At 58.1% G+C, this 13575-nt stretch carries 10 protein-coding genes; 8 read left to right on the forward strand and 2 right to left on the reverse strand.

All coding sequences use genetic code 11. From position 1 onward, the window contains the following. Positions 1-80 precede the first annotated feature (80 nt). The 3 genes from BM004_RS27970 (at position 81) to BM004_RS27980 (ending at position 5460) form a co-directional block, all read left to right on the forward strand. Positions 81-1049, forward strand: coding sequence for a hypothetical protein (locus BM004_RS27970; RefSeq protein ID WP_143072528.1), 969 nt, complete (start codon positions 81-83; stop codon positions 1047-1049). 33 nt (positions 1050-1082) lie between these two features. Then, positions 1083-1892: a GIY-YIG nuclease family protein gene (locus BM004_RS27975; protein WP_093218385.1), complete on the forward strand. Its 810-nt coding sequence runs from the start codon at positions 1083-1085 to the stop codon at positions 1890-1892. Between the two features lie 367 nt (positions 1893-2259). Next, complete coding sequence (locus BM004_RS27980; RefSeq protein ID WP_093218387.1) at positions 2260-5460, forward strand: hypothetical protein; 3201 nt, start codon at positions 2260-2262, stop codon at positions 5458-5460. A 565-nt stretch (positions 5461-6025) separates the two neighbouring features. On the opposite strand, the gene BM004_RS27985 is transcribed toward BM004_RS27980, so the two are convergent. After that, positions 6026-6877 (reverse strand): ImmA/IrrE family metallo-endopeptidase, encoded by an 852-nt coding sequence (locus BM004_RS27985; RefSeq protein WP_093218388.1) that lies wholly within the window; start codon positions 6875-6877, stop codon positions 6026-6028. A 20-nt stretch (positions 6878-6897) separates the two neighbouring features. Next, the gene (locus BM004_RS27990) at positions 6898-7218 is read right to left on the reverse strand and encodes a helix-turn-helix domain-containing protein (protein WP_093218390.1); all 321 of its coding nucleotides are present in this window, start codon (positions 7216-7218) and stop codon (positions 6898-6900) included. Between the two features lie 156 nt (positions 7219-7374). Here BM004_RS27990 and BM004_RS27995 point away from each other — a divergent pair, with 156 nt between their 5' ends. Genes BM004_RS27995 through BM004_RS40885 form a run of 5 tightly spaced genes read left to right on the forward strand, consistent with a single transcriptional unit; the run spans position 7375 to position 13410 of the window. Then, positions 7375-8931: an SAVED domain-containing protein gene (locus tag BM004_RS27995; RefSeq protein ID WP_093218391.1), complete on the forward strand. Its 1557-nt coding sequence runs from the start codon at positions 7375-7377 to the stop codon at positions 8929-8931. Between the two features lie 23 nt (positions 8932-8954). Continuing rightward, positions 8955-10169: a nucleotidyltransferase domain-containing protein gene (locus BM004_RS28000; RefSeq protein ID WP_093218393.1), complete on the forward strand. Its 1215-nt coding sequence runs from the start codon at positions 8955-8957 to the stop codon at positions 10167-10169. Then, entirely contained in the window at positions 10162-11937 is a 1776-nt protein-coding gene (locus BM004_RS28005; protein ID WP_143072526.1) for a ThiF family adenylyltransferase, read from the forward strand. The genes BM004_RS28000 and BM004_RS28005 overlap by 8 nt, the downstream gene beginning before the upstream one ends. Beyond that, on the forward strand, positions 11912-12409 hold the full coding sequence (locus BM004_RS28010) for a Mov34/MPN/PAD-1 family protein (RefSeq protein WP_093218396.1): 498 nt from the start codon (positions 11912-11914) through the stop codon (positions 12407-12409). Before BM004_RS28005 ends, BM004_RS28010 begins: the two co-directional genes overlap by 26 nt. Then, positions 12406-13410, forward strand: a complete 1005-nt coding sequence (locus BM004_RS40885) for a hypothetical protein (RefSeq protein WP_143072525.1) — start codon at positions 12406-12408, stop codon at positions 13408-13410. Before BM004_RS28010 ends, BM004_RS40885 begins: the two co-directional genes overlap by 4 nt. Positions 13411-13575 lie beyond the last annotated feature (165 nt).

A 13575-nucleotide genomic window follows, 5' to 3' on the forward strand; every position in this document is an offset into this window, starting at 1 on the left:
CTAGCTTACAAGCATTTCGAGGGGGAGTCGCGATGGTTGGTCGGTTTTCGAACTGGGTGAGGAGTAGTTGGCTGCTCAGCGTGTTGCTGCTGATGCTGCCGCTGCACGCCGCTGCGGCGGAACTCTCGGGTACGTTCGTGGGAGGAGGTCGTGATTTCGTCGTGCTCCTTCAGATCCTCCCGGCGGGGGGTGGGAAGATTGTCGGCCGTCTGAGAATTACAGCGTTCGACGCAAAGGGAGTCAAACAGCTGTTCGACAGGTCTGTGTCGGGCGCTGCGAGTGGTGACTCCTTTATTGGGAAGCTCGAAGGCAACTGGGACAACGGCGGCACTGTCGCAATCTCAGGAAGCCTGTCCAATGGGACATTGAACGTGTCAGCCGCCAACGGACTGAACGTGTCGCTGCGCCGCGGTGAGGAGCAAGACTTCAACCGCATAGTTGAACTTCTGGCGAACAAGTCGAATGCCACCCAACAAGAAAATGCGCAGCGTGAATCTGCGAAGAGAGCTGAGAATGCAATTAATGCAACTGTGTCGCGTATCAAAGCACTTCGTTTCGACATAGGTTTGTTCGCCAACGCTGAGCCTCGGACGGTTGAGGCCAAGGCCATCACCGCCGAGCAGTACAGAGGGCTCACCCAACAGATTCGAGACAAGGTAGACCAGCTCGAGCAAATCACTCAGCCTGGGCCTGAATCCGTTTCCAAGCGGTACGTGTTGCAAGCAGACATGAGCCGAGCAGAGACTGCAACGCTGCGCGTGGCTAGCGAGATCTTCGATGCACAGAAGAACTTCGAAACTCTATCCGCGAAATTGAGCTCAGGAATCGCTGAGGCCCAACGCGCTTGTGGTACTCCTGGTGGGACACAAGCACTGCATCAAGAATGCGCACTCTTGCCCGCATCCTCATCCACATTCGAGCAGGTCAACAAGGGCGTAGGCGACAGCTACAGGATTCTGAGAGACGCATGGCAGAAGGCGAAGGTCGAGCAACAAGATCTCAGCAAACGAACGTCGACGTTTATGACTCAGTACCAATACCGCCGCTGAAGTTCAGCGGACTTCCACGAAGACAACCATCTCATGCTCCTCTTCGACCTGTTGCGCCTCCAAGAGCCACTGCTTGAGTCCACGAAATGCAAGGTCCACCTGGCAGGATGGAATGGATTCGAAAACCCTCTGCAGGTTTACTTCGCAGGCGAGTTCGACAAGTGGCAAGCTTGGCAGACCAAGAGGAATTTTGAACGTCAGTATGTCGTGTCGCTCATCCAGCTTCCCGAGCGTCATCGATGGCTCTATGTTGGCGCCTACGAGTCAGTAGGGAGCGTTCCCAATCCAAAGGAGGGGGTGACCTACGACTTAAGACCCCTGCCCCAGTCGATGGAGTTGGCAGGGCGTGTGGTTTGCAATTTTGAAAGACCTGGGCGTCAACCGTACCTCAATGGTGAGTCAGTTGCTTCAACGTGTTCAGTTCATGAAGTACGTCCAGAAAAACTCCACCTGGCCGAGTTCCCAGGATTCAAGAAGGTGAACGTGTCCTTCAGCGAGCTTGGCGTGATTGTTCGCCAATCGATACCTTCCTGGAGAGCTGCACTCGAGAACGTTGCTGGGGTCTACCTGATTTCAGACGGGGAGACCGGCAAGCTCTATGTGGGCAGTGCCACGGGTGAGGGCGGCATATGGTCGCGGTGGTCCGCGTACCTCAATGGCCACGGTGAAAACGTGCGCCTTCGAAAGCTCATAAGTGAAGGGGGGCCTGCTCGTGCCGAGCACTTTCATTTCTCTGTGCTGGAGATAGCCGACACACACACCAAGCCCGACGAAGTTCTCCAGCGCGAAGCGCACTGGAAAGAGGTTCTTCTTTCGCGTCTGCATGGCCACAACGGAAACTGAGTTCGATGTTTTGCGCATGCGTTTCCTGGTCGAGCAGTGTTTCCGTTTCGTTGATGGGGTCGGGTTGTATCGAGAGCCGGCGCTATGCCATTCACCACATCAAGGGCTATGTAAGTCGATGGATCACCTGACGGTGCGACTCCAAACAACGTGGGTTCTAGGACAGGTGTGATTAGCCATTGCCCACTCGGTCGCCGCCGGCTCTTTCGACGGCGCCGGTGGTCGATCCCCTAGCGGCCTTCTTGGGCATCTCGCAGAATGAGAACAAAGCCGGGTTTTCGGACAAGGCCTTCCTCCCGACGTGGACGCGGTAACACGCGTTCCGCCGACTGTGACTATCGATACCACTTGCACGGAAAGCAGCTGAATGCAGATGAAGCCTGAAGAACGGATCGTCTCGCCATCACAGTTCATGCGCCAAATCCGGCCAGAGCTTTATTCTGATTCGACCTCACACGTCAAACACCAGCTCAAAGGCGAGGTCCTCTCCCATCACTTGGAGACCATCACCGAACGCAACCAGACGCATGACTTTGAGCTGTTCTGCCGCAAGCTTTGCGAGCGGACGATCTGTCCCAACTTGAGGCCCGCAACTGGCCCGGAGGGGGGTGGGGACAGCAAGGCCGACTCCGAAACCTCGCCGGTATCCGATGAGATCTGCAAACTCACCTACGTCGGTTTGGCGAACAGTGGCAGCGAGCGATGGGCCTTCGCCTTCAGCGCGAAGAAGACGTGGGCCGATAAGGCCCGATCGGACGTGGCCGGCATCATGGCCACGAACCGCGGCTATCAAAAGATCTTCTTTGTGACGTCGAGGGCTGCACGTGCAAAGGATCGGGCCCGAGTGGAGGATGAACTTAGCCGTGAGTACGGCGTTCAAGTCACGATCCACGACCGCGCCTGGATCCTTGACGAGGTCATCGACAAGAACCGCCGCGACCTTGCGTACAACTATTTGGGGATCGGTGATGAAACGAGCAACCTCGATCTTGGCCCTTCTGACTATTCGCGCAAGCAGCAGCTGACCGACATAGAAAAGGAGCTGACGGATCCTTCCGCGTTTGTCGGGATGGAGATGCATCGAGCCACCGAAGCTCTCGTGGCAGCCAAGCTGGCGCGAGAGCTGGAACTGCCTCGAGCTGACGTCGACGGCAGGCTCCTTCGTGCCGTTCGCTTAGCGGACGACGGGGGAACGCACCGGCAGCAACTCATCGCGCGCTACGAGATGCTCTGGACGGCGTTCTGGTGGTTCGACGACACCAAGGCGGTTGTCGATGGCTACGACGGCTTTGAAGCGTTGGTCATCGGAAGCGAGCATGCGACGAACCTCGAGATGCTGTGCAACCTTGCGCAGCTGCTATTCAATGCCGTCATCCACGGACATCTGACCTCGGAGCAAGCCGAGCTGCAGCTCCGAATCGCCCGATTGTCATCAAGGCTTTCCGAGCTAGCGAGCGACGGCGAACGCCGAAACAACGCGTTGGAGGCAGAGACTTCGCTGCTGACCATCCAGGTCAACGAAGCCGTGATGGCCGGTGAGTCAAAGCGACTTTCTTCGTTGTGGCCTCAGTTCGGAGACATCCTTGCCAGGGCCGACGGCCTGGGAGAGTTCGATGCCAGGCGCCTGACCAGGCTGATTGAGGTGTTCGGTCAGGTCGCCGGCAAGGACCGCGGTTACAGAGACCTCGTAGACCAGGTCTCCGACTTCGTGGCCAAACGTACCGGCGAGAGCCAAGGCGCGTTGGTATTGCTCAAGCGCGCCAATCAGCTCGACTTCGAAGAGAACATGGAGATGATCCGGCTTCTTGGAAAAGCGGCCCGGCAGCTCACGAAAAAGGAGCATGCGGACGACCTGGTCCATGCACAAGCCCTGCTCGCAGTCGCCTACAGAAGTGCCGGCTTGCTCTGGGCGGCGCGTGCGAGCTGCACGTCGGCCGCCGCAACCTTGTTCATCGAAGCCGAGGGCGGCGGAGAGCTCCCAGCAACCGTATTTCCGACGCTGATGAATGCAGCGTGGCAGGCGGTGGAACTGAAACACTTTCCCGAAGTGCTGGAGACCGTTCAGGTTGCGCGAGGCTGCCTGAAATCCCTGCCCCTCGACGACGAGTCGGCGAAGCGTGCCGCTGAGCAGTTGCAGGACTTCGATGCGGTGCTGGCCTGCCAGCTGGCGAACCTTTCCTTGGAGGAGGTGTCGCGGCTGGAAATGATCCCCGATATTCTGCGAGGGTTGAGCCTGAACCACAGCCGATTCACGCTGCTCTACATGCTGGGGTACGAGGACGTGCTGAGGGAGGAAGGGTGGATTGCGGAGACCGACTCCGCTCAGGACGTTAAGAGCCTCTTCAACCGGTTGGCAGGTCAGCCAGCCGGTGACGCGCGATGGAGGCCTGCGATCTTCAACGGTCGGAACACGCAGGTGTTTGCTACCTCGGTTCTTGGGGTGCAGGTGAACGTGACGCATGAACCTACTGACACCGGCATCACCGTGGCCGAGGCCATTGTCGGGACGGTCGAGGCCTTCTTCGCAACAGCGTTCGAGCTGGACGCTTTCGCCCATGCGGAGCGTTTCGATGTCACCGTGGTCGAAGCGAACCTCACGCGATTCGAGGTGAAGACAGACATTGACCGGATGAGGGCGACGGTCCGCTGGCCCGATGGCGTGTTCCCCGGATCACCGTCGGTGTACGGCGACTTTCTAAACATGTTGTTGGAAGTTGCAGCCACCATCTTTTCGGCGACTTGCCGTACGAGGAACTTCAAAGAAGCCGCCTCTCGGCTTTTCAAGACAGATGCTGCAATGGATCGCGCTGCGATGATTGGCTCACTGTGCTTCAGCCGTCAGCGCATCTTCGGCGGTGTGGCGCGCCTGACCTGTTGGGACAAGCATTCACCGAAGAGGTTCGAGGCCAAGCCAGACAGACCACATGTTGAACGCGAGCCACCCCCAACCAAGACAGACGAGCGAGCCAAGGGTGAGGTCCGCGACGACGCGGAGCCCCCGAAGTTTACCGACCATCGCGATGTGAGAGTTCGATCGGTCATCGACATTAATTTGTGGGATCGTGCGGGCTGGATGGGCACCGCCTACGGAGTAGTCGACCCCAAGGCCCCGCCCTTCATGGCGCTGATGTTCAAAGATGGAGAGGCGGCTGTACTAATATTTGAACGGTGGCGGGAGCGGTTCGGGACAGCCGACAAGGAAGAGGAAATCCACATCGGCATCGTTCGCCGGTTTTCTGTCGAACATCCGACGCACTACGGAATGGTCATCACGTCGGAGTTTCCTAAGAGTCAGGGGGACTCCCGCATTGCAATGCTCGCGTCGCGCTCCCTCACCATGGAGCCGTCCAACGACGTCAATCTCACAGGATTCTTGGGCCTTTACAAGAAGGCTGGTGCCTACCTCCTGATGCCAGTCCTCATGGTGCCAGGACGATCGCCACAATTTATCAAAGGACTCCATCTGCTTAAGCGGTCGTTGCACGTGAAGATGGCCGCCGATGTGAGTCCCAATGACCTGGAGAACATGTTTCTGAAACCTCGGGGGCACGGGAGCGACAAAGCGTGACGCGGGGAGGTTCGCAGGTGTCGGGTTCGCTGTGCGGACGCGGTTTGGAACTGCAACCTACCAAGACAATGGAATTCTTCGCAAGAGCTGTGATTGCTGGCAACCCTGATCCGCAATTGCCACACAGACTAGGGAGAGAGAAGCTATGGGTGAGATCAACGTCCGTCGCGACGAGCAGGATGCCCTGGGAGCGGTTGACACCGAGGAGTTGGACAAGCTTATTGAGCAGTGCCTTCATGAGGAGCGACCACATGCATTGCTGACTCTTCAACTCGATAGCTGCGGAATGTACGTTGCTTCGCGGCTTCGAAACTACGAGAGGGCGCTGGCTGAGCACGGCAAGGCAAAGGCGGCAAAGAAACGTGCTGAGACGGTGTATCGCGCTCGTCGGGCCGGCAGCGATCTGGCGCATGCTGTCCGGGAAATGAAGTCCCGGGTAGAAGCGGAGAAAAGAGAAGGAGAACGATCTCCCTGGGCTCTCTCAGCCCCATCGAATACCGAGAGAGTCTTGGACTTACGGCATAAAACCAGTCCAAATTTTATCCGCATCCCCTCAACACCTTTGCTATCGGGATGCACTCCAAGGAGCCCAAACACGTTCGCTTGGTGACAGATGCAGTAGCGTGAGAATGTATCCGTACGAGTCGCACAACAATTTCATTTCCCGTAGGACGGCGCCCTTGTCGGCGTGTTCGAACCAGATATGGGCGCCGACCGAACTCCCCATCTTGTCCGTTGCCCTCGCCGAGTCCGCTGCAATTGATCCTGACGGCAGTTCAACAACTCGTCCCCTTGTGCGGAAGAATGCCCCGTTCTTTCTTGCACGCTCAGACGACACTGCCCAGTCTACGAAGCCGTCACGGGATAGAACGAGAACTGCGCTTTCGAGCGTCGCAGACACCCAGCGCAACGCCGCTGCGGTCAAAGAGACGCCGAACATCTCTGCGCATTGGCCGATCATCTGGAAGTCAACGCGACTTTCATCGATTTGCTGGCGCAAATGGTTGAGCGGCATCAGCAGAGAAGAGGCAAATTCATCCGCCTGTGCTTCTAGCAGGTGTTCGACCGAACCCCATGCGACCATGTCCTGTTGGCTGCACTGGAAGATCTCCTGCTTGTCGCGATGAAGCAAGTAGTGCCCCAACTCGTGGGCCTGCGAGAAGCGCATGCGTCCTGCCGATCTGATGCGTTCGCTGTAGAGCAGGGCCCAGCCGTCATCGACTTTGAACAAACCCGCCTCGAACGTTTGTAGATCCACAGCTTGAACTGCAACAACAGGATCGTCGAACCTGAACTGTCCTGCAATGTCGAGTGCTAGTTGCTCAACGTCGACAGGAAATCGCTCGAAATGTCCCGCTTGAGAAGCGAAATCGAGCAGGTGGGATAGTTGGGTTGCTGCTTTCGCGGGAGTATCCATGCTCGTGCGTCGACCTTGGATTATTTCCGCTTGAACGTCTCGAGAATGAGTCGAAGGCGCTCCTTATCGTCGGGAGCCAGCTTCGAATAGTTCCGGAAGAACTGCTTGTCTACGTGAGCTTCCTGGGCGCGATCGATGGAGTCGTCTAGGAAGTAGGAGACATCGACCCCCAACTGATCAGCCAGACCTTGAAGTTTTTCGCCCGAAGGGCGTTGGGACTCGCGGTTCTCGAGTTCCCAAAGATAGCTCTTGCTCAGCCCGGCTCGCAGCGCGAGGGCCTCAAGGGTTAGCTCCTTCTCAAGACGGAGCACGCGAATTTTCTCGCCAAGCTTGGTTGCCATTGATTCTTCAGTATGGCGACTAGTCCACAGAAGAAAATTCTATTCCACTTCTCCGAACTTTTTGCACCTGAGTTCAGTTACATTTTGGAACCAAGAAGTTCGCTGTACCGAACTTTTTCTAATACCATTGAGGTAACTGTAAAGGCTGCCTCTCAGATGCTCTCGCTGACCGACGCCCAACTTGCTGCAGCTCTCAAAACCGCCTCTCAGGAAGGCGCTTACGAATACTTGCTGCTGAAGAACGCCTATCAGGCCGGTATCTACTCGCGGCCGAAGAGCGGGGCGGAGTGGGAAGAGATCGGCGCTGGTGACTTAGATGCGGCTGCGGTCGCACAACTCAAGCCTTTGCTGGCCACAAATCGGGTGTTCGCGGCTGATATCGAGGGCGCGATTGCCGCATTCGACGTTGCTTTGTGTACTCCCATGCCCATCAAGCTCACTCAGCTTAAGGAATGGCAAGCTGCCCGCGACGCCGCCACGAAGGGGCGTAAGGGGGAGGTCGACCGTGCAACTGAGTTCGAAGTCGCATCCTTGGCGGCCTGGCGCTGTCAGATGGAGGGTTGCGGCGAACCGCTGAGGGATCATTTCTCGGCAGGCCGGCGGGCGAACTATGGCTACCTGGCGCATATCGTCGCTTCTTCGCCCAGCGGCCCGCGCGGCGACCCCGCTACGTCAGCTGCGCTCGCAACGGTTGCCGAGAACATCATGCTCTTGTGCGACAAGTGCCACCGCCTGATCGACCGTGTTGCGCCAGACAGCTACTGCGCCGATCGCCTGCGCGCGATGCGAGAGCAAAACATCGTCGAGGTGAATCGATTGCTCGGGACCCTGCGTTTTCCAGCCGCACGCGCGATTGTGATTGGCGGCAACATCGAAGGGCAGAACGTTGGATTCAACCTGCGGGCCGTCGAGCAGGCGATGTGGGGGCGCAAGCTGCGGCTAGCTGATCACACCCCACTTCGATTCATGTCCAACAGCAGCAATGCGTCGGTCAGTACTCAGGCGCACTACTGGCAGACGCTGTTTCATAGTCTGGGGATGGAAATCCCGGCGCTGCGAAACCAACTCGGCGGCAACGCTGATGGGACAGCAGCCGCTGCACAGATCGCTGTGTTCCCGACGCATGTCATGTCGGTCTTGGTCCTGGCCGGGCGCCTGATCGGAAACTCCACGACGGTTCATCTGTTTCAGCCCAATCGAAATGCGGCCCCTGATGCACTTGGTGAGAGATGGGCATGGCCGAGTTCCGAGAGAAAATCGGTCGACCCGCAGCGTTTCAGAGTCGAAGCGGATCCGCCTTCGGGGGCCAAAGAAGCAGTGCTCTTGGTCTACCTCACGGCCGTCCTTCCCGACTGCGAACTCCCGGTTGAGGGACTTCCGACGGTGCGCATTGTTGCCGACGAACCGAGTCACATGGCGATCGGCGGTCAGCCCGATCTGGACCTCCTGGCCGTCAAGATCGACGAAGCCTTGAGGCTGCTTCAAGACACATGGCGAGTCGATCGCATCCACTGCGTTCTCATCGCACCTGCGTCGGCATGCGTGCTGTTCGGACAGAAGCTCCAGGCCCGGCACCACACGCCTGTAAGGCTCTACGAGCGGGAGCGCGCATCTGCAGGGTCGCAGCAGAAAGCAGCGTTCGTACCCACGATCGACATCTTTCCGGATCAAGTAAATCTGCCCAATAGCAGTAGTTCCATTTCGATCATCTAGGACACCAACCGAAGGTCAATGCCATGAATCAGTCGTTATCCCTTGCCAAGTCGATCGCTGCCGAATTGGCCGCACGCCAACAAACGCGACAGTGGGAGACGTTCATCCTTTCGATGCTCACGCGGCTTGAGCTCGATCCCTCCGAGCGTTCGCGCGCAGAGGCCCACTATCAGGTGATGGCGCGCCACATCGCCTCGAAGCTTGGCATCGGCGACAACGATGTGCACGTGGTTATCCAAGGGTCGATGCGCACCCAGACCACAATCTCGCCGCGCGGCAACGCCAAATTTGACCTTGATGTGGTAGTCAAGCTCACAGGTTCTCGCTTCGACAATATTCAGGCGGAGGCCTTTTTTGAAGAGTTCGGCAAAGCGTTGAAGGGACTGCCTGAAGCCGCCGGTGAGCCTGAGGCGCGGCGACGCTGCTGGCGACTGCAATACCCCGGCGAGCCGTTCTACTTTGACGTCACTCCGGCAATACCGGGCAGTCTGGAGATCACCGGAACCGACCTTCGAGTTCGCGACCCCGACACGGTGTGGAGCCCCTCCAATCCGGAGGATTTCGCCGATTGGTTCTGCGCCATTGCGCAGCTTCGGTTTGCGTTTCAGCAGGGCGGTGGCCGGGTGGTCACCATGGATGGGCGCAGCCAAGTCGACCCGCTGCCGAACCGTGCGATCAGCCTTGATGACGTGCTGCGCCGGACCGTGCAACTGATAAAACTTCACCGCGACAACCACTATCATCTCTTGCCTGCTGAGCGCAAGGAGGCGATGCCGATCTCTGTGATCCTCGTGACGCTCGCGGGTCATGTCTACCGTGAGCTGCACGCTTCAAGGCCCAACGGCTTTTCCTCGCCCATCGAGCTGGCGCTCGAGGTGGTAGATCAACTTCCAAGGTACATCGATCGCAGCAAGGGTAACTATCGCGTGCCCAATCCTGGGCTCGCCCATGAGAACTTCGCTGATCGCTGGAACCATGACGGGGGTGCACGAGCGAGCGAGTTTTCTCATTGGCATGCGCGGCTGAAAGATGACCTGGCTCTGCTTTTCCACGAGGACTATGACTCGCGAAGTGCCGAGCGCATCCGCAGCGTGTTTGGCCAAGCTGGCGTTGATGCCTGGAAGGCGAGCCTGCCTGCGAGCAATGACGTCTTGAAAGGGCTTCGCGCTACAGTGCCAGTGCAGCCGCGAGACCCTTCTTCGCCGACCCCCATGGGTTCGAGGAAAACGCTTGCTTGATCGGACTCAACGTGCGCCGTCCGCGCTTGACCTCGCTGCTCAAGCAGTTGAGGATTGGCTCGATGGCGCGGGTTCGGCGTTCGCGACGCGTCTCGGAAAAGACGGCGGAGGGCGCCGCGCGAGAACCTGGCTTTTGGCGGTTGATCACCCTGTGCTGGATGGAAAGCCGGTTTCGCTGATCGTGCCGCGGGATTTTCCAGCTAATCCCGTGCAGATCCGGGTGAACAAGAAGCTGTGCCTTGTCCTTCCGCATGTCGAAGAAGATGGGCGGGTGTGCCTTGGTATGGAGGCCTGGCCGGTGGACTATGCGCATCCTGTGCATGCGGTCGACCGTGCACTCGAGATCTTCGAGGGCTTCCTGGAGAGGTGCCGAGATCCAAGCTGGATCGAAAAGGAGCTTCACCGAGAACGCCTTGCTTACTGGGGGCGATGGTGCCTGCGGCGTCGCCGAGCGCATGATCGGCGCCCAGCGCCCAAGCAAACGTTTATCAGCCATCAGGGGGCGGTTGTCACGGGACGGGGGCTTGCCGCCGTGTATGAGAACGGCAACGCAATACTGACCTTTGGCGAGCAGGATCCGAACATCCTGGCACGTCGACACAGGCTCGCGGGGGGGACGATGACCCTCGGTGACGTGCTGCTGATCGGTGCCGAATTGGCTTGGACGCCAGCAACATGGCCCCGTGACTTCGCCCAACTCGACGCATTGATCGGGCAAGCAACCGAACACCAAACCTCCCTTCAGGCTTGGCTTCAGGAGTGTGAGGATGCGACGATGCCGGCCCATCGCCGGCAGAAAGGGATCTCGACGAAGGCAGATCGCCCTTCGAAGTCGATTCGGCGCAAGTTTGTTGTTCTTGCGCAAAAGGGCATCTATTACGGTTTTCAGCTGTCTGGGCCGCTAGCGCCCTCGGCACCTGCCGTCGAGCCGCTTTTCCTTGATCGAATTGATCCGACGTGGGCGCTCACGCGAGATCACCTTGCACCGGTGTTCGGCGAACGTCGCAAGAAGAAGGTGCTTGTGCTTGGTTGCGGCTCGCTCGCCAGTCCTTTGCTGGAGCTGCTTGTGCGAGCAGGGGTGGCGCACGTGCATGTGGTTGATGCCCAGGCTTTTCAAGCGGAGAACTGTTCGCGTCACGTGCTGGGGATGTCGGCTTTAGGAAAAAACAAGGCTGTAGCGATGGCTGAGCGGTTGAACCTGGAGATTCCGGGCGCTCGCGTCTATGGGGTCGCGGCGCTCGCAGTGCCATGGATCGACCAAGTGTGCTCGCCTGGAGATTACGATCTGGTGATTGAAGCAACCGGAGAAAGCAGCGTTCGTACAGCGATTTCCCAGTTGAAGACTCGTTCGCTCGGTGCGATTCCTGTCATCTACGCCTGGATGGAGCCGTACTGTGCCGCGGCGCACGCGGTTCTTGAGTGCGCCAACGATTCCTGGCCTTCTCATGACCCGGCGGACGAACTCGTCAACGCGGCCGGATGGCCGGAGCAAACGCGTATTGAGTTGCCTGCTTGCAGTGCCGGCTTTCACCCCTATGGTGCTGCCGATGCTTTCTTTGCCGCGAGTTTTGTGGCTGAACGCGTGATCGCGGCCCTCGATGGACTGATCAACGAATCAATGGTCTGGTCGTGGGTGCGAACAAAGACCTTTTTTGAATCCCTCCCGGTCAAGGCACATACGCGTCATATTGTCCCGAGCAGGGGCGGTCATTTTGATTCCACTACGCTAACTCGGTCCCTCGATGAAGTTCTTCGCGAGAGCAAATAGGCACAGCATCACGTACCGGCTTCCCGGGGCCGCCTGGACATTGGAGTTCGACTCGCTTGTTGTTGATTTTTTGGGCGGGCACGTGCAAAAGGGGCGCTTAGCAAAAGAGGCTGCGGGTCAGTTCTATGCGCGTGAGCTGAGTGGCGATGCCATTCACGTTGAAGTTGCCACTGTGTTGGCTGAAGCACGGTCTACCCGAACGAACGTCCTTGTTGATATCCCTTCAGCTGAAGCTGAACGAGTTGCACGCTTCGCACAAGGATTTCACTGCGTTGGCTTTTGGCATTCTCACCCGGAACCGGTCCCGCATCCATCAGGTGAAGATCTGATGTTTGCCGCAGACCACGCGCGAGCGGCGCGATCACATTTGACTGGACTCGTTTTTGTCATTGTGGGGACGGCACGATTTCCAGAAGGGCTATGCGTTGGCCTGCACGATGGCGTGCGCTGGACTTTGGCAGCACCGATATGAATGCGACGGCTTCTTTGCCTGATGCCGAATACCGGTACAGATACGACGGTTTGCAGGCGCTGCGCGGTTTGTTGACAGATTTTTGCGCTCGACGTTGGGACAACGGTCCGAATCCGTGGCCTCACAAATCTCTTTGCCGCGCACTACAAGACAAGCCGAACGGTCACGGTATCTATCGCATCTGCTTCTGGGTCAATGAAGGGGTGGCGCGGAAACGGATGGCGAGAGGAGGCGGTAGCGATGTGCAGATCCTCATGCGGGTCAGGACCCTTGCCTTGACTCGAGTCTTCGAAGGTTGGACTTTCGAGGAGGATGATCATCTTCCTGGCGAAGCCGATCTGATCTGGAGCACTGAAGCGGTTTCGGTGGCCGATGAGGACTTTCGCAGGGGCGGCGTCCCTCTGGAGGACTTCGAGGTTTGGACAGAGGATGGAGGGTGGCGACCATGGCATTTTGCGGAGCCTATGTGGCCTGAGCCAGTACGCATGGCGCGCATTGGTTGGGGCCGCGTTGCTTACCGGGGACCGCAGCACACCGTCGGTGGTTGCTACTGGCAGATACTGCCAGATCCTCGAGTTGGCCACGCCCATCAGTTCTGGTGTCTGCTTACTTCTGACGAGGTGATTGGCGGCAGTGTGGTGGGCGACCTATCGGCCCTTTCAGGCGTCCTTGAGCAGGTGGTGGATGGTGCTGCGGGTGCGTACGCAGGTGCTATCTGTGGTGTGCTGGTCGTCGACTTGTTGAACGTCCCATTGCCCGAAGTGTGGACGCAACAATATGCAGTCCAATGGACCCTTGTCCATCGGAGCACTTGCGATCATTGGCCTTGGGGTACCCGATTTCTCGTGCGGCGCCTGGTTGGCTCGCGCAACATGCTAGTCCCAGACGTCGAGCCCAGCGTTCTTCTCAAGTCAGGCGACGTGCGAAATCTGATCGTCCGATCGGGGCTGCGTTTGGCGAAAATTGTGCCTCGCGAGGCTTGGCTCTCCCATCTTCGATGAACCGCGCCAGCTGCTGGCACACCTTCGCTTTTCACCCAGGATTTTCGAAATTTTTTTGAACTCTATTTTTTGATGGCTAGTAAAGTACTGGGCAATTTTTTGAACTCTATTTGCTTGTTTTGAACTCTATTAGCTTCGACCAACGGCATCACGGCATCACGGCAT

The sequence above is a fragment of the Variovorax sp. OK212 genome (genome assembly GCF_900112425.1).
GTDB lineage: Bacteria > Pseudomonadota > Gammaproteobacteria > Burkholderiales > Burkholderiaceae_C > Variovorax.

Excerpts from the sequence above, each read along its gene's own strand:
- BM004_RS27975 (WP_093218385.1), top strand. The coding sequence starts at position 1,083 with ATGCTCCTCTTCGACCTGTTGCGCCTCCAAGAGCCACTGCTTGAGTCC.
- BM004_RS27980 (WP_093218387.1), top strand. The coding sequence starts at position 2,260 with ATGCAGATGAAGCCTGAAGAACGGATCGTCTCGCCATCACAGTTCATG.
- BM004_RS27985 (WP_093218388.1), bottom strand. The coding sequence starts at position 6,877 with ATGGATACTCCCGCGAAAGCAGCAACCCAACTATCCCACCTGCTCGAT.
- BM004_RS27990 (WP_093218390.1), bottom strand. The coding sequence starts at position 7,218 with ATGGCAACCAAGCTTGGCGAGAAAATTCGCGTGCTCCGTCTTGAGAAG.
- BM004_RS27995 (WP_093218391.1), top strand. The coding sequence starts at position 7,375 with ATGCTCTCGCTGACCGACGCCCAACTTGCTGCAGCTCTCAAAACCGCC.
- BM004_RS28000 (WP_093218393.1), top strand. The coding sequence starts at position 8,955 with ATGAATCAGTCGTTATCCCTTGCCAAGTCGATCGCTGCCGAATTGGCC.
- BM004_RS28010 (WP_093218396.1), top strand. The coding sequence starts at position 11,912 with ATGAAGTTCTTCGCGAGAGCAAATAGGCACAGCATCACGTACCGGCTT.
- BM004_RS40885 (WP_143072525.1), top strand. The coding sequence starts at position 12,406 with ATGAATGCGACGGCTTCTTTGCCTGATGCCGAATACCGGTACAGATAC.